26 protein-coding genes are annotated in these 25,011 nt (G+C 67.9%); 11 read left to right on the top strand and 15 right to left on the bottom strand.

The window, feature by feature from the left end:
• Positions 1-34 precede the first annotated feature (34 nt).
• Positions 35-928, bottom strand: coding sequence for a LysR substrate-binding domain-containing protein (locus tag ACWV14_RS32500; RefSeq protein ID WP_454907938.1), 894 nt, complete (start codon positions 926-928; stop codon positions 35-37).
• Positions 929-1,034: 106 nt separating this feature from the next.
• Between ACWV14_RS32500 and ACWV14_RS32495 the strand changes: the two genes are divergently transcribed.
• The 4 genes from ACWV14_RS32495 (at position 1,035) to metC (ending at position 5,648) form a co-directional block, all read left to right on the top strand.
• Complete coding sequence (locus ACWV14_RS32495; RefSeq protein ID WP_454907937.1) at positions 1,035-1,625, top strand: hypothetical protein; 591 nt, start codon at positions 1,035-1,037, stop codon at positions 1,623-1,625.
• Between the two features lie 85 nt (positions 1,626-1,710).
• On the top strand, positions 1,711-3,294 hold the full coding sequence (locus tag ACWV14_RS32490; RefSeq protein ID WP_454907936.1) for a rhodanese-like domain-containing protein: 1,584 nt from the start codon (positions 1,711-1,713) through the stop codon (positions 3,292-3,294).
• A 70-nt stretch (positions 3,295-3,364) separates the two neighbouring features.
• Positions 3,365-4,387: a Bug family tripartite tricarboxylate transporter substrate binding protein gene (locus tag ACWV14_RS32485; RefSeq protein ID WP_454907935.1), complete on the top strand. Its 1,023-nt coding sequence runs from the start codon at positions 3,365-3,367 to the stop codon at positions 4,385-4,387.
• 46 nt (positions 4,388-4,433) lie between these two features.
• Positions 4,434-5,648: a cystathionine beta-lyase gene (metC, locus tag ACWV14_RS32480; RefSeq protein ID WP_454907934.1), complete on the top strand. Its 1,215-nt coding sequence runs from the start codon at positions 4,434-4,436 to the stop codon at positions 5,646-5,648.
• Positions 5,649-5,663: 15 nt separating this feature from the next.
• Here metC and ACWV14_RS32475 read toward each other — a convergent pair whose 3' ends face one another.
• On the bottom strand, positions 5,664-6,248 hold the full coding sequence (locus tag ACWV14_RS32475) for a lipocalin family protein (RefSeq protein WP_454907933.1): 585 nt from the start codon (positions 6,246-6,248) through the stop codon (positions 5,664-5,666).
• Between the two features lie 89 nt (positions 6,249-6,337).
• Entirely contained in the window at positions 6,338-7,435 is a 1,098-nt protein-coding gene (locus tag ACWV14_RS32470; RefSeq protein ID WP_454907932.1) for an alpha/beta hydrolase, read from the bottom strand.
• 219 nt (positions 7,436-7,654) lie between these two features.
• Between ACWV14_RS32470 and ACWV14_RS32465 the strand changes: the two genes are divergently transcribed.
• Both ACWV14_RS32465 and ACWV14_RS32460 read left to right on the top strand, forming a co-directional pair.
• A complete protein-coding gene (locus tag ACWV14_RS32465) occupies positions 7,655-8,272 on the top strand; it encodes a TetR/AcrR family transcriptional regulator (protein ID WP_454907931.1) in 618 nt (205 codons plus the stop codon).
• Between the two features lie 14 nt (positions 8,273-8,286).
• Positions 8,287-9,075, top strand: a complete 789-nt coding sequence (locus tag ACWV14_RS32460) for an alpha/beta fold hydrolase (RefSeq protein ID WP_454907930.1) — start codon at positions 8,287-8,289, stop codon at positions 9,073-9,075.
• A gap of 9 nt (positions 9,076-9,084) precedes the next feature.
• On the opposite strand, the gene ACWV14_RS32455 is transcribed toward ACWV14_RS32460, so the two are convergent.
• The 8 genes from ACWV14_RS32455 to ACWV14_RS32420 form a co-directional block, all read right to left on the bottom strand.
• Positions 9,085-10,083 (bottom strand): tripartite tricarboxylate transporter substrate binding protein, encoded by a 999-nt coding sequence (locus tag ACWV14_RS32455; RefSeq protein ID WP_454907929.1) that lies wholly within the window; start codon positions 10,081-10,083, stop codon positions 9,085-9,087.
• Positions 10,084-10,121: 38 nt separating this feature from the next.
• On the bottom strand, positions 10,122-11,342 hold the full coding sequence (locus ACWV14_RS32450; RefSeq protein WP_454908814.1) for an acyl-CoA dehydrogenase family protein: 1,221 nt from the start codon (positions 11,340-11,342) through the stop codon (positions 10,122-10,124).
• Positions 11,343-11,374: 32 nt separating this feature from the next.
• Entirely contained in the window at positions 11,375-12,964 is a 1,590-nt protein-coding gene (locus tag ACWV14_RS32445) for an AMP-binding protein (protein WP_454907928.1), read from the bottom strand.
• A 124-nt stretch (positions 12,965-13,088) separates the two neighbouring features.
• Entirely contained in the window at positions 13,089-14,108 is a 1,020-nt protein-coding gene (locus ACWV14_RS32440) for a LysR family transcriptional regulator (protein WP_454907927.1), read from the bottom strand.
• Positions 14,109-14,154: 46 nt separating this feature from the next.
• Complete coding sequence (locus ACWV14_RS32435; protein ID WP_454907926.1) at positions 14,155-14,574, bottom strand: sel1 repeat family protein; 420 nt, start codon at positions 14,572-14,574, stop codon at positions 14,155-14,157.
• A 156-nt stretch (positions 14,575-14,730) separates the two neighbouring features.
• Positions 14,731-16,011 carry a M20/M25/M40 family metallo-hydrolase gene (locus tag ACWV14_RS32430; protein ID WP_454907925.1) on the bottom strand — a complete coding sequence of 427 codons (1,281 nt, stop codon included), beginning with the start codon at positions 16,009-16,011 and terminating at the stop codon, positions 14,731-14,733.
• Between the two features lie 125 nt (positions 16,012-16,136).
• On the bottom strand, positions 16,137-16,343 hold the full coding sequence (locus ACWV14_RS32425; RefSeq protein WP_081269276.1) for a YbdD/YjiX family protein: 207 nt from the start codon (positions 16,341-16,343) through the stop codon (positions 16,137-16,139).
• 4 nt (positions 16,344-16,347) lie between these two features.
• Positions 16,348-18,414 carry a carbon starvation CstA family protein gene (locus ACWV14_RS32420; RefSeq protein WP_454907924.1) on the bottom strand — a complete coding sequence of 689 codons (2,067 nt, stop codon included), beginning with the start codon at positions 18,412-18,414 and terminating at the stop codon, positions 16,348-16,350.
• Positions 18,415-18,626: 212 nt separating this feature from the next.
• Between ACWV14_RS32420 and ACWV14_RS32415 the strand changes: the two genes are divergently transcribed.
• The 3 genes from ACWV14_RS32415 (at position 18,627) to ACWV14_RS32405 (ending at position 20,500) form a co-directional block, all read left to right on the top strand.
• Entirely contained in the window at positions 18,627-19,925 is a 1,299-nt protein-coding gene (locus ACWV14_RS32415; protein ID WP_454907923.1) for an FAD-dependent oxidoreductase, read from the top strand.
• Between the two features lie 85 nt (positions 19,926-20,010).
• A complete protein-coding gene (locus tag ACWV14_RS32410; RefSeq protein WP_454907922.1) occupies positions 20,011-20,139 on the top strand; it encodes a hypothetical protein in 129 nt (42 codons plus the stop codon).
• A 1-nt stretch (position 20,140) separates the two neighbouring features.
• Entirely contained in the window at positions 20,141-20,500 is a 360-nt protein-coding gene (locus ACWV14_RS32405; RefSeq protein ID WP_454907921.1) for a hypothetical protein, read from the top strand.
• Between the two features lie 27 nt (positions 20,501-20,527).
• Here the strand turns inward: ACWV14_RS32405 and ACWV14_RS32400 are convergent, their stop codons facing one another.
• The 4 genes from ACWV14_RS32400 to ACWV14_RS32385 all read right to left on the bottom strand — a co-directional run bounded on the left by ACWV14_RS32400 (position 20,528) and on the right by ACWV14_RS32385 (position 23,103).
• Entirely contained in the window at positions 20,528-21,064 is a 537-nt protein-coding gene (locus tag ACWV14_RS32400; RefSeq protein ID WP_454907920.1) for a C40 family peptidase, read from the bottom strand.
• A 151-nt stretch (positions 21,065-21,215) separates the two neighbouring features.
• Positions 21,216-21,503 carry an HU family DNA-binding protein gene (locus tag ACWV14_RS32395; protein WP_081269271.1) on the bottom strand — a complete coding sequence of 96 codons (288 nt, stop codon included), beginning with the start codon at positions 21,501-21,503 and terminating at the stop codon, positions 21,216-21,218.
• Positions 21,504-21,739: 236 nt separating this feature from the next.
• A complete protein-coding gene (locus ACWV14_RS32390; protein WP_454907919.1) occupies positions 21,740-22,645 on the bottom strand; it encodes an alpha/beta hydrolase in 906 nt (301 codons plus the stop codon).
• Positions 22,642-23,103 (bottom strand): N-acetyltransferase family protein, encoded by a 462-nt coding sequence (locus ACWV14_RS32385; protein WP_454907918.1) that lies wholly within the window; start codon positions 23,101-23,103, stop codon positions 22,642-22,644. Before ACWV14_RS32385 ends, ACWV14_RS32390 begins: the two co-directional genes overlap by 4 nt.
• A 212-nt stretch (positions 23,104-23,315) precedes the next feature.
• On the opposite strand from ACWV14_RS32385, the gene ACWV14_RS32380 reads away from it, so the two are divergent.
• Both ACWV14_RS32380 and ACWV14_RS32375 read left to right on the top strand, forming a co-directional pair.
• Positions 23,316-23,972: a dihydrofolate reductase family protein gene (locus tag ACWV14_RS32380; protein WP_454907917.1), complete on the top strand. Its 657-nt coding sequence runs from the start codon at positions 23,316-23,318 to the stop codon at positions 23,970-23,972.
• 90 nt (positions 23,973-24,062) lie between these two features.
• Positions 24,063-24,995 (top strand): alpha/beta fold hydrolase, encoded by a 933-nt coding sequence (locus tag ACWV14_RS32375; protein WP_454907916.1) that lies wholly within the window; start codon positions 24,063-24,065, stop codon positions 24,993-24,995.
• The last annotated feature ends 16 nt before the right edge of the window (positions 24,996-25,011 follow it).

The following is a 25,011-nucleotide window of genomic DNA, read 5'->3' as shown; positions in this document are numbered from 1 at the left end:
CCCGGACCGATGTTGTTGTACGCAAGCACATCGGTTACGCGGCGAAACCCTTGCTGGATTCGTCGGCGGCCGGCAGCCGCAGGTGCTTCTTCAGCGTCTCGAACACCTGCCGGGTGACCGGGTTCACCACGTGGCTGCGCACGTAGAGGTGGTAGGCCAGGTCGGGCAGGCGCGGCATGCCGTCGCCCGCGCCCAGCACGCGCAGCCCCGCGTCGAGCTGCTCCACGCCGCGAGCCGTCACCCCCAGCCCCGCGCGCAGCGCGGCCTTGATGCCGATCAGGCTCGATGAGGTGTAGCGCGGCGTCCAGGCCACGCCTGCCGCGTCGAGCGCCTCGTGGCCTATGCGCCGGAAGATGCTGGGCCCGTCGGCCATGATGAGCGGCACCGGCTTGGCCGGGTCGTGCACATAGCTCGCGGCGCACAGCCACACGGTGGGCGAGTTGCGCAGCACCACGCCTTCGAACTGCGACTGCTCGTCCGCGCGGTTGGAGATGATCATGTCCACCTCGCCGCTCTTGAGCGAGGTCATCAGGTAGGGGCTGCGGCCGATGTGGATGTCCAGCTGCAGCAGCGGCGAGGTGCGCGCCACCTCGGTCAGCAGCAGCGGCAGCATGGTCTCGGCCACGTCGTGCGGCGCGCCGATGCGCAGGTTGCCTTCCAGCTGGCCCTGGCGCAGGCTGCGCAGCGCCTCGTCGTTCAGCGCCAGCATGTGGTGCGCGTAAGTGAGCAGCCGCTCGCCGTGCCCGGTCAGCCGCTTCTGGCGCCCCTGCTTCACGAACAGCGGATGGCCAATCTGCTCTTCGAGCCGCTGCATCTGCTGCGTCACGGCCGACTGCGTGCGCTCCAGGTGGACGGCCGCCGCCGCGAAGCTGTGGTGGCTGACCACGGCGGCAAAGGAGCGCAGTAGTTCAAGGTCGAGCGTGGGCATGCATCAATTTTATTAATGTGTTTCTTGCGCCGCTTGGATTGTTGCGTCACGCCGCCGTCACTACAGTGAATGCACACCAAACAGGCAACCCCACTGGAGAAACCGAATGAGCACCCCGTCCGAGCAACGCAAGCAGGCCGTCGCCGCGTCCATCGCCACCATGAAGAAAGCCATCGGCGGCACTGAAGCGACCCGGGAAAAGCTCGACACGGTGCTCGCTTCGCTGCAGGACCTGGCCGCGCACGCCGAGTACTGGGGCGCCGCCGACTTTCCGGCGCCCGAGGCCGGCGAGCACCAGGCGCGCTACCTCATTGCCGAAGACCCGGACCAGAGCTATGCGCTCTACCTGAACGTCATGCGCCCGGGCAAGAAGATCGTGCCGCACAACCACACGACCTGGGCCTGCATCGCGGCCGTGGAAGGCACCGAGCACAACCGCGTGTACGAGCGCACCGACGACGGCAGCGTGCCCGGCGTGGGCAAGCTCGAGGAAACCGCGCTCGTGGTGGTCGCGCCGGGCAAGGGCATCGCGCTGATGCCCGAGGACATCCATTCGGTGGAGATCCAGGGCGAACAGGTGATCCGCCACCTGCACATGTACGGCCGCGCACTGGAAACGCTGAACAGCCGCACCGCCTACGACCTGGCGGCCGGCACGTACCAGACCATGGGTATCGGCGTGCAGACGCGCCGCTGAGGCGCCCCTTCAACCTTCTTTTTTCTTCATGCGGGCCGCGCACGGCGGCCTCGCAGGACCTCGTTCGTCCCAACGACTTGCCCTCATGACCTCCTTCATCGACCCGAAGACCCTCAAGACCTGGCTGCACGACGGCCGCGAGATCGCGCTGCTCGACGTGCGCGAGCACGGCCAGTACGGCGAGGCGCACCTGTTCTACGGCATTCCCCTTCCCTTCAGCCGGCTGGAACTCGACGCGCCGCGCCTGGTGCCGCGCCGCGGCGTCCGCGTGGTGGTCTACGACGAAGGCGACACCGACGTGGCCGAGCGCGCCGCCGGACGGCTGGCCACGCTGGGCTACACCGCCGTGCATGTGCTGCAGGGCGGCACCCGCGCCTGGAAGGCCGCGGGCTACGTGCTCTTCGCGGGCGTCAACCTGCCCTCCAAGACCTTCGGCGAACTGGCCGAGGAGGCCTATCACACGCCCCGCGTCAGCGCCGGCCAGCTGGCCGAGATGCTGGCGCGCAAGGACAGGGTGGTGGTGCTCGACGGCCGCCCCGTCAGCGAGTTCCACAAGATGAACATCCCCGGCGCCACCTGCTGCCCCAACGGCGAGCTGGCCTACCGCGTGCGCCAGCTGGTGCCCGACACCACCACGCCCATCGTCATCAACTGCGCGGGCCGCACCCGCAGCATCATCGGCGCGCAGACGCTCATCAACCTGGGCCTGCCGAACCCGGTCTACGCGCTGGAGAACGGCACGCAGGGCTGGTACCTCGGCGACCATGTGCTGGAGCACGGCGGCACGCGCCGCTATGCCGACGACAGCGGCAACACCGACCTGCGCCCCGCGGCCAAGGCGCTGGCCGCCCGCTTCGACGTGCCCACCGTGAATGCGCAGACCGTGCGCCAATGGGCCGGCGATGCGCAGCGCAGCCTGTTCCTGTGCGACGTGCGCACGCCCGAGGAATTCGCGGCCGGCAGCCTGCCCGGCGCGCAGCACACGCCCGGCGGACAGCTGATGCAGGCCAGCGACCAGTATTTCGGCGTGCGCAACGCGCGCCTCGTGCTGTTCGACAACGACGGCGTGCGCGCACCGACCGTCGCGAGCTGGCTGCGGCAGATGGGGCATGACGCGAGCGTGCTCGAAGGCGGGCTGGCAAGCGGCCTGTCGCTGGCGCCCGCCGACGCGCCGGCCGCGCCTGCGCTGGCCGCCATCGACGCGCAGACGCTCGCCGCGCGGCTCGAGAAAGACGACGTCGCGCTGGTCGACCTGCGCGGCAGCATGCAGTTTCGCGCCGGCCACATCCCGCAGGCGCGCTGGTCGATCCGCCCGCGCCTGGCCCGCGACCTCCAGCACGAGCCGCGCCAGCTCGTGCTCGTGGCCGACGACGTTGCGCTCGCGGCCTGGGCCGCCGCATCCGAACTCGCGGGCCGTGCTCCCGCGCCGCTGGCGCTCGAAGGCGGCATGGCCGCATGGCGCGCCGCAGGCCTGCCGGTCGAGGCCACGCCCGCGCTGCCCGCCGACGCGGACTGCATCGACTACCTGTTCTTCGTGCACGACCGCCACGACGGCAACAAGGAAGCCGCGCGCCGCTACCTCGCATGGGAGACCGGCCTCGTCGCGCAGCTCGATGCGCAGGAGCGCGCCGCCTTCCGGCTGCCACCGGCCGCCGCACCGCACGCCTAGGGCCGACGCCCGCCTTTCCCCGCTGCCCTTTCTGTTCGTCCTTGTCCGTTCCTATTCCAGGAGTCCTGTCATGTCGTTCGCCAGCCGCATCCCGCATCTTGTCCGTCTCGCCGGTTCCACGGCGCTTGCCGCCTGGCTCGCGGCATCCGCCCTGCAGCCCGCCGCAGCAGCCGAAACGCTGGCACCGCGCAACGGGTTTCCGTCGCAGACGATCCGCTTCGTCTCGCCCTTCCCGCCCGGCGGCGGCAACGATGCGACGGCGCGCCTGGTGACCACGCGCCTGCCGGAAATCATGGGCCAGGCCGCGGTGGTCGACAACCGCGGCGGCGCGGGCGGCAACATCGGCGCCAAGGCCGTCGCCGAGGCCAGGCCCGACGGCTATACCGTGCTCACCTCGCAGGTGTCGATCATGGCGGTGAACCCCTCGCTCTATGCATCGCCCGGCTTCGACCCGGTCAGGAACTTCATCCCGATCACGCAGATCAACGCCGCGCCGCTCGCCATGGTGGTGGACGCCAACTCGCCGCTCAAGAGCTTTGCCGACCTCGCCGCCAAGGCCAAGGCCAGCCCCGGCAAGGTGACCTACGCCACGCCCGGCAACGGCACGCTGTCGCACCTCGTCGGCGTGGTGCTGTCGAAGGACAACGGCATCGCCATGACCCACGTGCCCTACAAGGGCGCCGGCCCGGCCCTGACCGACCTGCTCGGCGGACAGGTCGACATCCTGGTCACCTCCACCTCGTCGGTGGCGGGGCTGGTGCAGAACGGCAAGCTGCGCGTGCTGGCCGTCACCAGCCCGCGCCGCATCGGCGTGTTCGCCAAGGCTCCCACGCTGGAAGAACTGGGCTACGCCGGCGCGCGCTTCGAGGACTGGTACGGCTTCTTCGCACCGGCCGGCACGCCGCCCGAACGCGTGGCCTACCTGAACGAAGCCATCGTGCGCACCCTGCACCTGCCCGAAGTGGCCAAGCTCGTCACTGACGGCGGCAGCGAGGTGGTGGCCAGCACGCCCGAAGCCTTCGCGGCGCAGCTGCGCCAGGACATCGAGCGCTGGTCGCGCATCGTCAAGCTTTCCGGTGCCAAGGCGGATTGACGCAACATAGCGGCCTGCCGCCACCTTCCACGCCCCTCATCGAACCATGTCCGCTCCGCACAACGACGACCCCGCCGGCCAGTCCCTCGACACCCGGCTCACGCGCACCGGCAAGAGCCCCTCGTATGCCGGCGGCGCGCCCGTCAACACGCCGCTGGTGCGCGCCAGCACCGTGCTGTTCGACAGCGTGGGCGCGATGCGCGATGCCCGCGCGCGGCGCGACGAGGAACGCGTCTTCAGCTACGGCGCGCGCGGCACGCCCACCACCTTCGCGCTCGAAGACGCGGTGAGCGAACTCGAAGGCGCCTACCGCACGCGGCTCTTTCCCACGGGCCTTGCCGCCATCGGCATGGTGCTGCTGTCGTACCTGAAGCCGGGCGACCACGTGCTCATGTCCGACAGCGTGTACGAGCCCACGCGCAACCTCGTGACCTCGTTCCTCGAGCCCTACGGCATCCGCAGCAGCTTCTTCGCGGCGGACGGCAGCGGCATCGAGGAGCTGTTCGAAGCCGACACCCGGCTGGTGTATGCCGAATGCCCGGGCTCGCTGGTCTACGAGATGTGCGACCTGCCCCGGCTCGCGGCACTGGCCCATGCGCGTGGCGCGCTGCTGGCGGCCGACAACACCTGGGGGTCGGGCCTGCAATACCGGCCACTCGCGCTGGGCGCGGACATCTCGACGATGGCCGCGACCAAATACCTCGGCGGCCACTCCGACGTCATGATGGGCACGGTCGCGACCACCGAGGCCGCATGGCGCCCGCTCAACGAGCGCTGCGACGCCTTCGGCATGACCGTGAGCCCCGACGACGCATGGCTGGTGCTGCGCGGCATGCGCACCCTGTCGGCGCGGCTGCAGGTGCACGAGCGCCATGCACTCGAAGTGGCGCACTGGCTCGAGGCCAGGCCCGAGGTGGCGACCGTGTTCTGCCCCGCGCTGCCGCAGCACCCGGGGCACGACCTCTGGAAGCGCGACTGCAAGGGCACCAACGGGCTGCTGTCGATCGAACTGCAGCCGGGCATCGGCAACGCGGCGGTCGAGCGCTTCGTCGACGCGCTCACGCTGTTCGGGCGCGGCTCGTCATGGGGCGGCTACGAAAGCCTCGTGGCCTGGACCAACATGCGCGCGGCACGCAGCGTGACCGACTGGAGCGGGCGCGGCGCGGTCGTGCGGCTGCACATCGGGCTGGAGGCGCCCGCCGACCTGACTGCCGACCTGGCACGCGGCTTCGCGGCGCTGCATGCGCAAGCCCCCGGCTGATCGCCCGTTCCTCGACTATTTCGCACCCGCTGCGGCGTCTTCGGGCCAGCGCTGCGGCACCCGGCGCAGGTTGTCCGTCGAATAGCCCAGCGTCTTCAGCCGCGAGACTGCCGCCTCGTACACCGGCTCGGAAATGGTCGGCGTGCGCGCCATGATCCAGGCGTAGTCGCGATCGCTCCTGCCGATGATCGTGAGCTGGTAGTCCCTGTCGACATCCACGATCACGTACTCGGCCTTCACCGGCCAGATGAACTGCATGCCCCACACCGCGTTGCCGGTGCCCGGCACCACGCTGCCGACCGGGTTCATCGTCTTCAGCGGGCCGTCGAACGCGCCTTCGCGGTAGCGAAAACGCGTGTCGATGCGCCCGTCCGGCTGCAGCGTGTACGACTCCACCGCATTGAAGGCGTTGCGCTCCGGCCGCGTCGGGATGTTGCCGATCACGTACCAGTCGCCCATGAAGCGCTGCAGGTCCACCTGCTTGACCGGCGGGATCGTGGGCGGCGAGACAGCGCAGCCGGCAATGAGCAATGCCACCGCCGCGCCCGCGGCGATGAGAACGGGCGGGCTGGCCAGGAAAGTTCGCAGGGATCGCTTCATCATGCCTCCACAGGGGGGAATCGGAGCGCGAAGCGTACCGGTCCTGCGGAGAAACTCGCGTCGGACGGCGCCTTGCCTGCCCTGCCTACTTAGCGCCCCAGGTGCCTGTCGAAGAAGCGTGCGATGTCGCCGAACGCCTCGCGCGTTTCCGGCGCGTTCGGATCGATGCCGTATTGCGCGTGCGATTGCCCTTCGTACACGTTGAGCTCGGCCTCGACCCCGGCGCGGCGCAGCTTGCGGTGCGTGCGCACCGTGTTCGACAGGAACAGGTCGCGCGTGCCGGTGGTCAGGATGGCGGGCGGAAAGCCCTTGAAGTCGCCGTAGATGGGCGACAGCTGCGGGTCTTTCAGGTCGCGCCCGTTGGCGTAGAGCAGCGCGGCCCGGCCGAGCCAGCCGTCCCAGGTGACGAGGATGTTGTCGATCCATTCGTTGGTCTGGTAGCTGTCGCCGATCTTCGCGATGTCGGACCAGGGCGTGCCCGGTGCGATGGCGCCGGGCAGCGGCACGCGCTCGGCCTTGGCGCGCAGCACCAGCGCGAGCGTCATCGCGCCACCGGTGGAAGTGCCGAACACGGCCATGTTCTGCGGCTTGTTGGTCTTGAGCAGTTCCTTCCAGACGGCCATGGCGTCGTCCATGGCCGCGGGGTAGGGGTAGTCGGGCGGCATGCGGTAGTCGACCGACACCACCTTGTAGCCGCCGAAGCCGGCCAGCAGCATGGCCTCGGGCAGCGCGGATTCGCCGGGGCCGAACACATAGCCGCCGCCATGCACATGCATCAGCAGCCGCTTCTCGTTGCCCGGCGCGATCCTGTTGGGCGTGACGATGAAGGCATTCACGCCCGCGATCTTCACGGACTGCACGGACACGCCGAGCTTTTCCTTCAATGCCGGAATCGCGGCGATCACCGGCGCGGCGCGGCGGTTGATCAGCTCCTTCCACTCGGCCGCGTTCTGCGGCGCCGCATTGAAGTGCGACGGATACGGCCCTGCGATCAGCGCCTGCATCTGCGGACTGACCTCGTTGACCGGCACCGGGCTGACCTGCGCCGGCGATCGCCGTGCGCCAGGCTGCGCGTTGGCGGCGGCCTGCGCGGTGGCCTTGTCGGCATAGGTCTGCGGGGTTTGCGCGCACGCAGCGAGCACGAGGGCCGCGAGCAGCGCTGCGACACGGGGAATGGCGACGTTCATCAGTTTTGGCTCCTGTGTTGTCGCGCGATGCTCTCACCGCCCTTCCGGCACGGGCCTCCGTTGAAACCCGCCTGTGTGTACGCACAGGAGACAACGGTGCTACAGCGCGGTGGTAGCGCGAAACGAATCGTGTGGTTGCGGCAGCAAGGCTGCGCAACAAGATGTTCCTGTCTTTTAAATTTACGATGTATATTTACGATGTAAATTTAAAGGCAACCCATGCCCAAAGTACTGTCACCCGAGGCAAAAGATGAATTCCGCGAGCGGCTCCTGAAGAGCGCCGAAGCCGCATTCGCCGCTCACGGCCCAAATGGCGTGACGATGCGGCAGCTCGCGCAGCAGCTGGGGTGCAGCCCGATGACACCGTACCGTTACTTCCGCAACAGGGATGAAATCCTCGCGGCGGTCACCGCTTCCTTGCTCAATCGCTTTTCTGCATCGCTGGAAAAGGCATTCGCCATCAAGGGCGGCAGCGGCGAAAAAGCCGTGGCTGTGCGCAAGGCATACATCCACTTCGCCTTCAAGCATCCCAAGGCCTATCGCCTGATGTTCGACACGCCGCATCCCGACATTGCAGAACACGCTGGCCTTTCGGAGGCTGCGCAAAGAGCGGACCGCATCATGGCGGCCCCGCTGGAGCGCCTGGCTGCCGAAGGGCTCGTTTCCGGCGATGCGCGCTTGTTGGGACGTGTGCTCTGGAGCGCGATCCACGGCGCGGTGTCCTTGCAACTGGCGGGCAAGCTTGCGGATACGCCCAAGTTCCAGACCGTTCTCGACACCACGCTGCGCCTGATCATGACCGGCGCCGGTGCCCCGCCTCCATCACCCAAGCCCTGAACAGGACAACACCCATGCTCGCCGTCGACAACGTCCGAGTCCACTGCATCGATCAAGGCGAGGGGCCCGTGGTTCTCTTGCTGCACGGCAATCCGGACACATCGGAAGTCTGGCGTCCCCTCATCGGCAAGATCGATGCAACCCACCGCTGTGTGGCGCCCGACCTTCCGGGCTTCGGACTTTCGAGCGCGCCCGCTGACTTCGATTGCAGGCTGGACAACCTCGCGGCCTTCATCGACAGGCTCATCACCGAAGCGGGACTGCCAACGCCGCTCACCCTCGTCGTCCACGACATCGGCGGGCAATACGGATTGGCCTGGGCGGCCCGCAATCCCCACAAGGTGGCACGACTGGTCATCTTCAATACCGCCTTTTCTTCCAACTACCGGTGGACACCCTTGCACCGGATCTGGCGCACGCCGGTACTGGGAGAAATCGCGCAGTGGCTGACCGGCCGCAGGGCCTTCGCACGGGAAATGAAGCGCGGCGCAAGCAAGCTCACTTCAAGCCAGATCAATGCGATCTTCGAGCGCATCACGCCATCGATGAAGCTCATGGCGCTGCACTTCTTCCGCTCGACGCAACTGGAAGACTTCAAGGAATGGGAAGCGCAAATCCAGCATCTGGCATCTTCCATTCCGTCCCTTGTGCTGTGGAGCGACGACGATCCCTACATCGCGCCTGGGTTCGCCGATATGTTCGGCGCACGCGGCGTCAAACACTACGCGGGTTTTGGGCATTGGCTTCCGCTGGAGGCGACGGACATGGTGGGCAAGGAGCTGCAGGCCTTTCTTCGCGCCTGATGGCTTGAGCTACAGCGGCGAAATCCTCGCACTCTTCATCATCCGCCCCGTCAGGTCGATCTCGCTGCGGATCACCTGCAGGTAGCCCTCCGGCGTCGACGGCATGACCTGGCTGCCCAACTCCGTCAGCGCGGCGATCACCTTCGGCTCCCTGAGCAGGCCGCTGAACACTTCGTAGATGCGGTTCGCGATCGCATCCGGTGTGCCGGCCGGCAGCGACAGGCCGCCCCACGATGTGAGCTCGACGCCCTGCAGTCCCTGCTCGGCGAGCGTGCGCACGTCGGGCAACGCGGGGTTGCGCTTCGTGCCCGCGACGCCCAGCGCCTTGAGCTTGCCGCCCTTCACGTGCGGATACGCCACCGCGAAGATGGGCATGCCGAAGCTCACCTGGTTGCCCAGCACCGCGTTCACCAGCTCGGACGCGCCCTTGTACGGCACGTGCGTGGCGGTGATGCCTGCGGCATTGAGGAAGAGCTCCACGCCCAGGTGCGAGGGCGTTCCCACGCCGCCCGATGCGTAGTCGAGCTTGCCGGGGTTGGCGCGGGCCCTGGCGATCAGCTCCTGCACCGACCCGATGCCCGACGACTCGCCGACGACCAGCAGCACGTCGGACGTGGTGATGCGCATGACGTGGCGAAAGTCTTTCATCACGTCGTAGCCCGGGTTCTGGTACATCTGCACGTTCGCGGCCATGGGCGCGGCCGAGTAGATCCAGGTGTAGCCATCGGGCGCGGCGCGCGCCACCTGCCGCGCGCCGATGTTGCCGGCGGCGCCGCCCTTGTTCTCGATGATGATCGGCTGGCCCAGCAACGGCCCGGCCGCCTCCGCCAGGATGCGCGCGCCGATGTCGGGGCCGGTGCCGGCCAGGTAGGGCACGACCCACTTGATGGGCCGGCTCGGCCAGTGATCGGCGGCGTTCGCGGCCGTGGCGGCCAGCGGCAGCAGGGGGATGAATGGCGAGGTCGCGAGCGCGCGGCACAGCGCGCGGCGCGTGAGGTGGGTCTGCACGGTCTTTTGTCTCCTGGAATTCTTCTTTTCGGCGGCGGCTACTTCGCCTCGCCGATGAGTTCGCGCGCGATGATGTTCTTCTGGATCTCGCTGGTGCCGGTCAGCACGCGGTACATGCGCAGCATGCGAAACAGGAACTCCACGCGACGCCCCTGCACGATGCCTTCGCCACCGTGGATCTGCACTGCCGCATCGGCGATGCGGAACGCGGATTCGGAGCAGAACAGCTTGGCCATCGACGCGTCGGCGCGCGCGTCGCCGCCCGCGTCGAGCTGCCGTGCGGTCGAGATCATCAGCGCGCGCGCCGCGGCCAGTTGCGTCGCCATGTCGGCCAGCGAATGCTGGATGGCCTGGAACTCCACGATCGGGCGGCCGAACTGGCGGCGCGTGCGGGCGTAGTCGCGCGCGTCCTTCAGCGCCACCGTGGCAAGGCCCACCATGCCGGGGCAATGCAGCAGCCGGTTGACAGCAATGCGGCCCAGCGCCAGCGCGAGCCCCCGGCCGGTCTCGCCGATGAGGTGGGTGGCCGGCACGCGGCAATCGGTCAACACGATGTCGCCGGTGGTCGACTGCCCGGCCATCGTCTTGTAGCCGGACTGCACCGCCACGCCGGGCTGGCCCAGGTCGACGAAGAAGGCAGAGACCTCGCGCCGCTCCGGGCTGTCGGAAGTGGAGGCCATCAGCACCGCGTAGTCCGCGAAGGGCGAACCCGAGATGAAGCGCTTGCGGCCGTTGAGCACGAACATGTCGCCCTCGCGCCGCGCCTGCGTCTGCACGGCGCCGGCGTCGGAGCCGGCCTCGGCTTCGGTCAGCGCGAAACAGATGGCCTTTTCGGCCTGCGCCACGGGAAGGATGAATTTGGCGAGCTGCATGGGCGATGCAAATCGCGCGAGCGCACCCACGCGCGGCGGCCCACTGAGCTCGCCGAACACATGCGGCGCAAGCGGTGAGCCGCTCGAATAGATCGACTCCTTGATGAGCACATGGTCGAGCAGCGAGAGCCCGAGCCCGCCCATCTGCGCGGGCAGCGTCATGCCGTAGAAGCCGAGTTCGTGCGAGCGGCGCCACACGCGCTGCAGCGTCGCCTTGTCGGGGCTGTGCTCGTGGTCGATGCCCTTCTCATGCACCAGCGCGGCAAGCTCGCCGTTCAGGAAGTCGCCGATGCGGGCGATCAGTTCGGCCGCGCGCGGCGAGCCTTCGAAGGGGCCGTCGAAGAGCGGCGCGCGCACGTCGGCCGCCAGGGTGGGCTCGGGGGTCATGTTTTCGGCATTCATGGTGTTCTCTCTGCTCCTCAGTTCACGCGGCGGTCGTGCCCGGCCCAGTAGGGCGTCTGGATGGCCTTGCGCGCGATCTTTCCGTTGGCGTTCTTCTGCAGCGCGTCGACGAACTCGATGCGCCTGGGCCGCTTGAAGCCGGCGAGCCGTTCGGCGCAGAAGGCATCGAGCGCGGCGGCGTCGAGCACGGCACCGGGCTTGCGCACGATGTGCGCAGCCACGGCCTCGCCCCATTTGTCGTCGGGCACGCTGAACACGCAGGCCTCGTCGACCGCCGCATGCTGGTAGAGCACGGCCTCGACCTCCGACGGGTAGACATTGAAGCCGCCGCTGATCACCATGTCCTTCTTGCGGTCGACGATGTAGATGTAGCCCTCGTCGTCGGCGCGCGCGAGGTCGCCGGTGTGGTAGCGGCCGTTCTTCAGCACCTCGGCCGTGAGCTCGGGCGCGCGCCAGTACCCCGCGAAGACGTCGGCCCCGCCCACCACGATCTCGCCGATCTCGCCTGCCGCCACGGGCTGGCCTTCGTCGTCGCAGATGTCGACCTGCGACTCCAGGAAGGGGCGGCCGCACGAGGCCAGCCTCTCGGGCATCGCGGCGCGCGCGAACAGGTGGTCGTCCACGCTCAGGCCGCACACGCCGGAGGTGGTCTCGCCCGCGCCGTAGCCCTGCGAGAGCACCGGGCCGAACACGTCCATCGCCTGCATGATGCGCGCCGGCGCCATGGGCGCCGCGCCGTAGCCCAGCCGGTGCAGGTCGGGCAGCGGGCGGTACTGGCCCTGCACTTCGGCCAGCAGCATGTTGATCATGGTGGGCACCATGAAGGTGTGGGTCACGCGCTCGCGCTTCATCTCGGCGATGAAGCGCGCGGGCTCGAAGCCGGCGAACAGGCGGATGGTCGCGCCGCTGCACAGGGCCGGCACCAGCTGCATGCCCGACGCATGCGTGATCGGCCCGACCAGCCCCAGCAGGTCGCCGGGACGCGGGTTGTCGGCACGCATCAAGAACTTGCGCAACTGCGCGAGCCGGTTGCCGAAGGTCTGCATGGCCGCCTTGAGCACGCCGCTGGAGCCCGAGGTGTAGTGCAGCACCGCGAGTTCGTCCGCATGCACGCGCGCCGCGGTGAAGCTGTCGCTGGCCAGCGCCATCCGGCCCTCGTAGGAGGCGGGCGTGTCCTGGGCGGCGTCGAGCAGCAGAAGCCGCGGCGCGGCACCCTTGAGGTGCGGCAGGAAGCTCTCGGCCCGCTCGGCGGTGGTGACGACCAGCGCAGCCTCGCTGTTGGCGATGACCTCGGCCACCTCGACGGGCGCGAGCCGTGCATTCATCGGCGCCTTCACGAGCGCGGCCTTGTAGCAGGCCAGTTCCAGCTCGACGATCTCGATGCAGTTGGGCAGGTAGACACCCACGCGCTCGCCGCGCTGCAGGCCGAGGCCGCACAGCGCGTTGGCCAGCCGGTTGGAGCGCTGTTCCAGTTGCTGGTAGGTGACGGCGCGCGATGCGCTCGTGACGGCAAGGCGCCGGGCGTGGATGCGCGCGGCGCGGGATACGAGCGCGCCGACGTTGGCGATCTCATGGGCGGCTGGGGGCAGCAAAGTTGTCTCCTTCATGCGCGTGCCACAAGCACGCGGTACGGACGACTTTCGCCGCAGACAGCGCCGAACAACAAATACCGATTGCTGATGCGCGGCCATCAAAAAAGATGATGGCCAGCCCAATGCCTCGTGCTCGCCGCTATGGCCTGGCCGTTTTGCCGCGCTTGCCCGGCAGGAACTCGGCCTCCCAGCGGCCGGCGTCGATCAGCGCGCGGGTCTCTTCGACCAGCACCTCCATCACGGCGCGTGCCGCGGGATCGGGCTCGCGCGCCGAGGGGGTCGCAAGGTAGTAGGTGCGCGCCAGATCCGGCTGCACCACGCGCGCCGCGAGCCAGCCGCTGCCGGCAGGCGGCGCATCGGCCATCGCGCAGGCCGGCGAGAAGGTGAAGCCCGCGCCTGCCAGGTACAGCGAGCGGATGACGCGGGCCGAATCGTGCTCGTGCGCGATGTTGAGTTCCAGCCCCAGGTCGTTTGCCGCAGCCTCCACGCTCGCGCGGATGCTGAAGCGGCGCGACTGCAGCACGAGCGGCAGACCGGCAGCGCGCACGAACGGCAGCACGGGACGCTGCACCGAGGCGGCCTCGCCCCGCCCCTGCTTCTTCCTGCCGGACGCAGGCAGCGTCATCGCGGCCACTTCGCCGCCGGGGTCGTAGCCGCAGATGAACATCGGCTCGCGCACGAAGGGCGTCACGTCCAGCCCGTTGAGGTACTCGGTATCGACCAGCAGGCCGATGTCCGCCCGGCGATCGACCATGGCCTTGCGCACCATCAGGCTCAGGTCGTCGATGACGAACACGCGGATGCGCGGGTGCGTACGCTTGAGCCGCGCCAGCACGGGGCCGAGCAGCAGCGACGACAGCAGGAACGGCACCGCGACCGTGACCGAGCCCTCCGGCCCCTCGGGCGGACGCTGCAGGCGATCGCGCATCGCGCTCGCATCCGACAGCAGCTTGCGCGCATCCTGGTAGAGCTGCAGGCCGGCGGCCGTGGGCGTGACGCCCGCGTGCGAGCGTTCGAACAGCTGTGTGCCGAGTTCGAGCTCCAGCTTCTTGATCTGCGCCGTCAGCGCGGGCTGCGCGACATACAGGGCCACGGCGGCGCGCGAGAGGCTGCCTGCCTCGAGCACGGCAATGAAGTAGCGCAGGGATCGGAGTTCCATCAACTCCCGATTCTGACCCGAAGGCCGGCCGCCCGAGACGCGCGCCTCAGCCGCAGACGCTGCGCCCTGCGGGCGAGCCGCGCAACCGGTTCAGGAACACCAGCTGCGCCCGCGCGCTCTCGCTGCCCTGCGCCGCCGCCCGATGCATCCACGCCCGCGCCTCGCAGCGGTCGGCCTTCACGGCGGAGCCATAGAGCGTCGGGCCGGTCAGCAGCACCATGCCCAGCATCTCCTGCGCCTCGGCATGGCCTTCGTCGGCGGCCTGCCGCAGCATGTCGAGCATGGTGGCGTAGTCGCGGTCCGACTGCGCTTCGAGGGCCAGCTGGAAGCGCTGCTCGGCATGCAGCTGGGCGCTCGCGTCGGTCGGCTGCGCGGCGCACAACGCGGCAACGGCGCACAGCGCGCCCGACAAGGCAATGCGCCAGCGCAAGGACCAGCTGGCGATCTGGTTGAGTTCGGATGACATCGGCAAGCTCCGCGAATGAGATGGCATGCATCGTCTCTCCGCGGCGCCGATGGGAAAAGCTGGAATTGGCTCAGGCGGCCTCAGCCTTCGCCTGAGCCTTCAGCCTCGCGGCGCCGGAAGATCGACAGCGCCACGAGGAAGGGAGCCCGCGCCGGATCAGTTGTTCGCGCTCAGGTCCATCAGCATGCGCGACAGCAGGTAGAGGCGCGGCACCACGCTCTCGACCTCGGCGTATTCCTCCGGCGTGTGGATGCCGCCGCCCACGATGCCGAAGCCGTCGAGCACCGGCACGCCCACGCCCGCCACCAGGCTCGCGTCGGCCGCGCCGCCGCTGCTCTCGATGGTGAGCTTCTTGCCGATCTCGGCGTAGATGCCCTCGGCGATCTTCACCAGCTTCTCCGATGCGGGCAGGCGCGGCATCGGCGGCAGGCCGCGCACCAGGCGCACACGCACCTCGGTCTCGGGAATCAGCTTGTTCTGCGCGATGCGCACCAAGTCTTTCTCGACACGGTCGAACTCTTCCGGCGTGGCCGCGCGCACGTCGCCCTTGGCGCTCGCGGTGGCGGGAATCACGTTGGTCGGTCCGTTGGCGGTGAGCACGGTGAAGTTGACCGTGGTCTTCTTCACCGGGTCGGCCGTCTTCGACAGCTGCAGCACCTGGTGCGCAACTTCCATCGCGGCATTGCGGCCGGCCTCGGGCGCCACGCCCGCGTGCGCGGCCACGCCCTTCACCTCGACCAGCGCGGTGGCCGAGCCCTTGCGCTCGACCACGAGGCCGTCGGCCGGGCGGCCCGGCTCCAGGTTCAGCGCCACGTCATGCTCCTTGGCCACGCGCTCGATCAGGGCGCTGGTGCCGACGGAACCCGTTTCCTCGTTGGTGTCGAGCAGGAAGGTGATCTGCCCATAGTCCTTGAAGCCGATCTGCTGCAGGATCTTCAGCGCATAGAGGCCCGCGACCACGCCGCCCTTGTCGTCCATCACGCCGGGGCCGTAGGCGCGGCCGTCCTTGATGTAGAAGGGCTTGGCGGCGGCCGTGCCGTCCTTGAACACGGTGTCCATGTGGGCGAGGATCAGGATCTTCTTCTTGCCCTGCCCCGTGAACGTGGCCACCACGTTGGTGCCGGGATGCGGGTCGGCGGGGAATGTCTCGATGCGCGCGCCGAGCTTGCGCAATTCGCCCACGGCCATCTCGCGCACCTTGTCGAGCCCTTCGGTGTTGGCCGACCCCGAGTCGATGTTGACCATGCGCTCGAGCATCTGGAGCGCCTCGTCCTTGTATTGCGTGGCCGCATCGAGCGCGCCCTGGTGCGGCTTCTGGGCCAGCGCGTTGCCGCCGGCCAGCAGCGCGCATGCGAGCACCACGCCGTGGCAGAGGGAGCGCAGCGGCGCCGGGTTCCTGGTGAGCTTGGTGGAGGATGAGCGCTTGGAAGAAGTCATGAGTTCCGTTGTGTTGTTCGCTGGTGTTCGACGAAGAAAAGCCTGCTCCTCGCGGGCGAGGGCAGGCTATCACCCGCATTCTGCGCGGGTCAAGCGAACACGAAGACCGGCAAACGAAGCGCTGGCTAGCAGCAACGCCCCTTGCCGGCCCCGTAGCGCGCCTCCAGCCGCTCGCGGAAGAAGGCTTCGTAGCTCATGGGCGGGCGGTCAGGGTGGGTCGCCGCCATGTGGGTCAGGTAGGCGTCGTAGTCGGGCATGCCGACCATGAGTCGCAGCGACTGCTTGAGCGAGCGCGCGAAGTAGCGCCCGGCTTCGGGCAATGCGAGGCCCATGGCTTCAGCGCGCGGCCGATGCGGCCAGCGGCTCGAACGGCGTTTCCTGCGTGGTCGGCCGGTTGGCCGCGCGAGCCGCCAGGCAGGCCTTGATGCTGTAGACCAGCACGCTGAGCACCACAAACATGAAGAGCGCGCACAGCGCCGCATCCAGCCGGTCGTTGAACACGATGCGCGACATGGCCTCGGGCGTCTTGGCCGGCGCCACGAGCACGCCGTTGGCGATGCCCTCGGTGTACCTGGCGGCATGCGACAGGAAGCCGATCTTCGGGTCGGCCGAGAAGATCTTCTGCCAGCCCGCCGTGAGCGTGCAGGCCAGCAGCCATGCGGCCGGCGCGGCGGCCACCCAGGCATAGCGCTCGCGCTTCATGCGGAACAGCACCACCACGCCCAGCATCAGCGCCACGGCGGCCAGCATCTGGTTGGAGATGCCGAACAGCGGCCACAGCGTGTTGATGCCGCCCAGCGGATCGACCACGCCCTGGTACAGGAAGTAGCCCCAGGCCGCCACGCACAGCGCCGTGGCCACGAGGTTGGCCGGCAGCGAGTCGGTGCGCTTGAGCGCCGGCACGAAGCTGCCCAGCAGGTCCTGCAGCATGAAGCGGCCGGCGCGGGTACCGGCGTCCACCGCCGTGAGGATGAACAACGCCTCGAACAGAATCGCGAAGTGGTACCAGAAGGCCATCATGGCCTGGCCGCCGATCACCTGGTGCAGGATGTGGGCCATGCCCACCGCCAGGGTCGGCGCGCCGCCTGCGCGGCCCAGGATGGTGGTCTCGCCCACGTCCTTGGCGGTCTGCACCAGCATCTCGGGCGTGATCACGAAGCCCCAGCTCGAGATGGTCTGCGCCGCCTGCTGCGCGGTGCTGCCCACCAGCGCGGCCGGGCTGTTCATCGCGAAATAGATGCCCGGCTCGATGCACGAGGCCGCCACCAGCGCCATCACGGCCACGAAGGATTCGGCCAGCATGCCGCCGTAGCCGATGAAGCGCGCATGGCGCTCGTTGTCGAGCATCTTGGGCGTGGTGCCCGAGGAGATGAGCGCATGGAAGCCCGAGACGGCGCCACAGGCAATGGTGATGAACAGGAACGGGAACAGGCTGCCCGACCACACCGGGCCGTTGCCCTGCGCGAACTGCGTGACGGCCGGCATCTGCAGCGTGGGCATCACGAACACGATGCCGATGGCCAGCGCGATGATGGTGCCGATCTTCAGGAAGGTCGACAGGTAGTCGCGCGGCGCCAGCAGCAGCCACACCGGCAGGCTCGCGGCGACGAAGCCGTAGCCCACCAGCATCCAGGTGAGTGCCTTGCCGTCGAAGGTGAAGAGCGGCGCCCACTCGGGGCTCTGGCTCACGGCCTGGCCGCCGAAGATGGCCAGCATCAGCAGCACGAAGCCGATCAGCGACACCTCGCCGATGCGACCCGGGCGCAGGTAGCGCAGGTACACGCCCATGAAGAGCGCCACCGGCACCGTGGCCGCCACCGTGAAGGTGCCCCACGGCGATTCGGCCAGTGCCTTCACCACGATCAGCGCCAGCACCGCCAGGATGATGATCATGATCATGAAAGTGCCGAACAGCGCGATCATGCCGGGCACCACGCCCATCTCCTGCTTGACGAGGTCGCCCAGCGAACGGCCGTCGCGCCGCGTGGAGATGAAAAGAATGATGAAGTCCTGCACCGCGCCGGCGAAGACCACGCCGGCCAGCACCCACAGCAGGCCGGGCAGGTAGCCCATCTGCGCCGCGAGCACCGGGCCCACCAGAGGGCCTGCACCGGCAATGGCCGCGAAGTGGTGGCCGAACAGCACGTTCTTGTCGGTCGGCACGTAGTCCAGGCCGTCGTTGTGGCGGTGCGCGGGCGTCTTGCGGTTGCCGTCCAGGCCCAGCACCTTGTCGGCGATGAAGAGGCTGTAGTAGCGGTAGGCGATCAGGTAGGTGCAGATCGCGGCTGCCACCACCCAGAGGGCGTTGACACTTTCACCTCGGGTCAGGGCCACGGTGGCGAGCGAAAACGCGCCGACCACGGCCACGACCAGCCACACCAGGTGGCGTCGGATGCTTTGCATTGGGATGTCTCCAGGATTGAACCCCGGGAGTTTTGCCGCGCGGGCACCGCGGCGCATCCGTCGGACCGCGCAGGCCGGGCGCGTGGCTTTGCGTAATGGAAAACCCGGATACCCCTGCCGGAGGTCCGCAGTTCAATGCCTGCGGGCCTACACGCACGAACCGGACCAAGCCGGAACAATAGGGGTCTGTCTTCAACAAGCGAGCCAGCCGATTGACCGACACCGCTTCCCCTCCTCCAATCCAGGCGAACCAGGCCAGCCAGGCGCAGGTGCGCTGCTGCATCGTGGGCGGCGGCCCCGCCGGCATGGTGCTCGGCCTGCTGCTCGCGCGAGCCGGCGTGCCCGTCGTGGTGCTGGAAAAGCATCTCGACTTCCTGCGCGACTTCCGCGGCGACACCGTGCACCCGTCGACCCTGGAGGTACTGCACGAACTGGGCCTGCTCGAGGCTTTCCTGCAGCGCCCGCACGACCGCATCGAGCAGCTGTGCGCCAGCTTCGAGGGCCGTAACTTTCCCGTGGCCGACTTCACCCACCTGCCCTCGCACAGCAAGTTCCTGGTGCTGATGCCGCAGTGGGAGTTCCTGGACTTCATGTGCGACGAGGCGCGGCGCTATCCGGGCTTCGAGCTGTGGACCGACGCCGAGGCCGTCGGCCTGCTGCAGGACAAGGGGCGCGTCAACGGCGTGAAGGTGCGGCGCGGGCGCCGGGCCGGGAAGCCGCAGGACGTGGAGCTGCACGCCTCGCTGGTGGTCGCGAGCGACGGCCGCCACTCCATGCTGCGCGATGCCGCCGCGCTGCCGCACATCAGCTACGGCGCGCCGATCGACGTGCTGTGGATGCGCATTCCCAAGGAAAGCGGCGACCCGGAGGCGACAGCGGGGCACATCGCCGGTGGGCACTTGCTGGTGACGCTGAACCGCGGCGACTACTGGCAGTGCGCATTCGTGATTCCGAAGGGCGGGCATGCCGCGCTGCAGGCCCGGGGCATCGACGCCTTCCACGCCGAGATCGGCAAGATCGCGCCCTTCTTCATCGACCGGCTTCCAACAGCGCTGCCCGACTGGAACGCGGTGAAGCTGCTCGAGGTGACGGTCGACCGGCTCGAGTCGTGGTCATGCAAGGGCATGCTGTGCATCGGCGATGCGGCGCATGCCATGTCGCCCGTGGGCGGCGTCGGCATCAATCTGGCCGTGCAGGACGCAGTGGCCGCGGCCAACCTGCTGGCCCCGATGCTGGCCGGCACTGCCACCGACAAGCAGATCGACGACATGTTGCCGCAGCTGCAGCGGCGAAGGGAATGGCCGGTGCGCGTGACGCAGGCGGCGCAGCGCATGGTGCAAGACCGCGTGCTGGTGCCGGTGCTCGGCGGCAAGATGACGGCGGTGGCGGGGCATGTGCCGTGGCCGCTGCGACTGCTCTCGCGCTGGCCCGTGCTTCGCAGGCTGCCGGCGCGGGCCGTGGGGCTGGGCGTGCGTCCGGAGCATGTGACGTCGCCGCACCGATCTTTATGAAGTTTTTACGCGCGGCCACCGGCATTCGATGCCGTTTTTATGCGCGTCTTTCGATACTCCATCCACTCCAAGACAAGAGTGAGCAATGGACATCGTCTGGTTGGCCGCCGTCGCGGCTTTGTGGGTCGTCTCGGCAGAGACGCTGGTGAGGCTTTATCGGCTCGACAAGCCGCGCAGGCGGCGCACGCCGCGCATGCCGCCTGGGAGGGCGTGACATGGCACTGCACGCGACCCTCTGGTATCGCGCGGCCGCCTGGGCCCGGCAGGCACAGGCACGGCCCGACATGACGCTCTACTGGTCATGCTGCGGCACGCCGGCGCTCGACGAACAGACCATGCTCGGCCACGTCGAGACGGGCAACGTCCTCGTGGCATCGTGCAGCCATTGCGGCGCCCGGTGGATGAGCATCTCGCGCGCGGAAGATCCGACCGACTGGCGCCCGCTGAACGCCGACGACACCATCGCCATCCGCATGGCCGGCGACATCACGCGATCCGCATTGCTCAATGCCTGGGCACGCATGGACGAGCGGGCCGGCTGGCGACGAAGAAAACAGCACGACGCGGAAGACTGACCGGGCGATGCGCCCCGGGCTCGATGCTCAGGGCCGCCGTGCCTGCGTCGGCTGGCGCGACCAGTACACGCCATCGAGCCGGTCGAGCCGCACCTCGCCGCCCGTGGACGGCGCATGCACGAAGCGACCGCCCCCGACATAGATGCCGGCATGCGTCGGCGTGGACGAACCGAACAGCACCAGGTCGCCCGTGCGAAGCTCCGACATCGCCACGGGTTGCCCGAAGCCCGACATGCGCGCGACCGTGCGCGGCGGCGATTGCCCCACGCTGTTGAGATAGACGTAGCCGATGAGCCCGCTGCAGTCGAAACCGCCGTCCGGCGTGTTGCCGCCATAGCGGTATGGCGTGCCGACCAGCCCCAGCGCGTGGATGGCGATGCTGTTCGACTGCTCGTCCGTCAGCGGCGTGCTGGTGATCGAAGGTGCGGGGCCTCGTCCCTGACGCGGGCCCGGAGGGCTTGCGCAGCCCGCCATCAGGAGGCAGGCACCGACGACGAGAATCTGAAGCAGCCGCGGTGGCGCAGGCATGCGGGAACGTGGCGTTGACACAGGTGCGTCGGACATGTCGGATGGCTGAGCTTGTGAACGTGCACGCACTCTAGCGCGGAACGCGCCCGCTTCCTGAAGAAGAGGCCACGCCCTCCGGGGTCTGCGCTAGCTGCGCCGACGCCGCGGAGGGAGAAGATGCAAAAAAGAATGACGCGAGGCGTGCCGCTTACTTGGCGGCGACAGCGTTGACCGCGTCCTTCAGCGCCTTGCCGGCGGTGAACTTGGGCGCCTTGCTGGCCTTGATGGTCATCGGCTCGCCGGTCGACGGGTTGCGGCCCGTGCGCTCAGGGCGGCTTGCCACGGCGAAGGTGCCGAAGCCGATCAGTTGCACCGTGTCGCCGGCGGCCAGCGCGCGCGACAGGTTTTCGATCGCGGCGTCGAGGGCGCGGCCGGCATCGGCCTTGCTGAGGTTCGTGTCCGTGGCGATGGCGGCGATGAGTTCGGTCTTGTTCAAAACGGGATGCTCTTTCTTCAATCAAGCGGTTAGGAAAAACGGTAGCGAGAAAGCGCTACCGGGGACCGAACTTTAAACGCCCCGGCGGCGGATGGCGGGGCGCATGCGTTTCAGGAGTGAAACATCTGGTCGAGACGGGTCAGGTGCCAGCCGGGAAATTCCGGGTGTTGTGGTCTACAACCCTACGGACAACGGCCAGCGGTGACAGATCGACCAGATGTCGGCCTCAATCATCCTCATTGCCAGATCTCTTTCAGAAACCTGGCCTGGCGGTCCAGCACGCTATCCCGAGTTGACCGGTCAAGCACGTGCCCCTGTCCTTCAAGAGCTATGAGTTCGCACCGGCTGCCCAAGCCTTGCGCTCGCTCGCAGAACACCCTGCTCCGCTCGATTGGCGTTGTCTTATCGGCGTCGCCCTGCATGATGAGCGTCGGAACAAGACTTCTGGTCAAAGTGTGCATGGGCGACAAGGACGAAGGCTTCCCGTGTCCCTTCATCAGATCACGAAACAACCCGTCCGAGACGGCGTCGACTACGGGGGAGACAAGCAGCAATGCGTCGGGGCCGCCATTGCCCGAGCTATCCGCTGCGGCATCGCAGCCGACCGTCGCTGCAGATGCCACGAGTTGTCCACTCGACGAAATTCCCCAGAGTGCAACCCTGGACGGCGCAATGCCAAGCTTGCCGGCGTTCTTTCTCATGAACGCGAGCGCGTAGCAAACGTCTGAGAACGATTCGACTGGCGAATTCGTTGCATCCGCCAGTCTGTACTCGAGCACCGCGGATACGAACCCCTTGTCTGAAAAGTATCGTGCCGATCTGAAGAGCTGTTCGGGACTGCCGCGCGACCATGCGCCGCCTTGTACCAAAAGGATGGCAGGCCGCGCACTGCCCGCGACGTCTGCAGGCTGGAACTCGAACATTCGAAGATCGCGACCGGCAATATTCCGGTACACCGAAGCGTTCGGTGTTGCGATCTGGTTCGCAGGATCTTCTGCAGCTTGCGGTGATGTCGCAAGGGTTGCTGCGGCCAGAATTCCAAGCGCTGCAGCGCAGGAGCGGCGCAATTTGCGCAAGATCACATTGGTTCTTTCTTCACTCATCGCACGTTGCCTCTCGGCTGAAGCGGTGTTCTCCATCATGGCGAGTCTTCAGTGAAGCGGTGATACATGAAGAACTGATCATCCTGCTTCCAGCCCCGCTCCTCGTAGAGCTTTTGGGCCGAAGTATTGCCCCGCGCGACGTTCAGCGTCACGCGGGCAGACCCGAACGCCCAAGCGTATGACTCGATGGCCAGGAGCAGCAGGGAGGCGACGCCCTTGCGGCGCCCGGATTCATGGACGAAAAGGTCATTGACCACGAAGACCCGAGAGAGCGAAACGGATGAGAAGCTTGGATAGAGTTGAGCAAATCCCACAGGCGCATCGCCATCGTGGCAGATGAAGACGACCGACTCCCCGTGGTTAAACCTTTCCCGGAGGAACGAGCGTGCCGCAGCTACCGAGCTCGCCTGGCCTTGGAACTGACGGTACTGGTCAAAGAGCGTGGTGAGCTCTTCCAGATCGGAGAGAACGGCTTGACGGACGGAAGTTGAGTTCATGTCGTACTGCAGAAGCAAATCCCATAAATAGAGCCAAAGCTACCAAGCCGGCCATGAGTCATGAATCACCGGTCTTGGCGGCGTATCCATGAGAAGAAGAAGGCAAGCGTCGCAGCCATCTCGGCCATCGTTTTCTCCTCCCCCGACTTTGCCATCTCCGCGAGGCACCTCCAGCGCTAAACTGCCGCTTCGTTCTTTCAGGAGACGACTCCATGACCCGATTGCTCGTGCGCAGTTTCGGCGTTTCGCTCGATGGCTTCGCTGCCGGCCCAGACCAGAGCCTGGAGCACCCGCTGGGCGTTCGCGGCCCCGAACTCATGGACTGGTTCTTTCCCACGCGCGTCTGGCAGCAGATGCACAGCACGGGCGAGACCAACGGCGAGACCGGCATCGACAACGAGATCGCCGAGCAGGGCTTCGCCGAGATGGGTGCGTGGATCCTGGGGCGAAACATGTTCGGACCGGTGCGCGGTCCCTGGCCCGACGAGAGCTGGAAAGGCTGGTGGGGCGACGAGCCCCCCTATCACGTGCCGGTCTTCGTGCTTACCCACCATGCCCGCGCGCCGCTGACGATGCAAGGCGGTACCACCTTCCATTTCGTCACCGGCGGCATCCACGAGGCACTGGCATTGGCACGGGCGGCCGCAGGCACACGCGACGTGCGTGTGGGCGGCGGCGCGGCCACCGTGCGCGAATACCTGAAGGCGGGGCTGATCGACGAACTGCACCTGGCCGTGCGGCCGGTGCTGCTGGGCAAGGGCGAGGCGCTTTTCGCCGGCCTGGACCTGCCTGCCCTGGGCTACAGCTGTGAACGGCAGGTGGCAGGCGAGCGCGCCACGCATGTGTTCCTGCGCCGCAACGCGCCTTGACGAGGAACGAGTGAAGGGTCAGGGCATGCGCCGAAGGAGCCGACGACAAGATCGGCAAAGATGCCGCACATAAGGGAAAGCAGAGCGCGCATGACCACCGAGCCCGATGGTTTCATTCAAGGCTTCCGCACACACACGGTCGATGTCGGTGATGCACGCATCTTCGCCGAGACCGGCGGCTCGGGCCCGCCACTGCTGCTGCTCCACGGCTACCCCCAGACACATGCCGCATGGCACCGCGTCGCGCCCGTGCTCGCGCAGCATTACACCGTGGTGGCAAGCGACCTGCGAGGCTACGGCGACAGCAGCGGGCCGCCCGGCGACACGCTGCACACTGCGCACAGCAAGCGCGCCGTGGCCGCCGACCAGGTGAAGCTGATGTGCACGCTCGGCTTCGAGCGCTTCGCGGTCATCGGCCATGACCGGGGCGCACGCGTCGCGCATCGCATGTGCCTGGACCATCCGGCGCAGGTCGCCGCCTTCGGCTCGGTCACGGTGATTCCCACGGTCGACATGTGGCAACGCGCGAACATGGGTTTCGGCATGAAGAGCTGGCACTGGTTCATGTTCGCCCAGCCCTTCGACCTGCCGGAGCGGCTGCTGGCAGCGGACCCGGCGTATTTTCTCGACTGGACGCTGCGCCACATGGTGCGCGACCCCGGCGCCAACGCCGTAACGCCAGAGGCCCGTGCGCAGTACCTTCGCGCGTTCTCTCGCGCGGAAGTGCGCCACGCGATGATCGAGGACTACCGCGCCGCCGCGTCGATCGACCTGGAACACGACGAGCGCAGCAGCGCCGCCGGCGAACGCGTTCGCTGCCCGGTGCACGTGCTGTGGGAGCGCGCACGCTTCCCTGCCGATCGCACGCCCGTGCACATCTGGCGCGATGCCGCGGCCGAAAGCGTCCCCGTCACGGGCGATGAGATCGATTGCGGCCACCTCATGATGGAGGAAGCGCCCGACGCGGTACTCGCCTCGCTGAAGCCATTCCTGGCTGCGCACTGGCCTTCGCCAGCCACTTGAACCCGCTCAGGGCTGG

This window comes from Variovorax durovernensis, assembly GCF_977011995.1.
The sequence above is the reverse complement of the archived record's forward strand: the minus strand, read 5'-3'. Positions and strand labels throughout refer to the sequence as shown.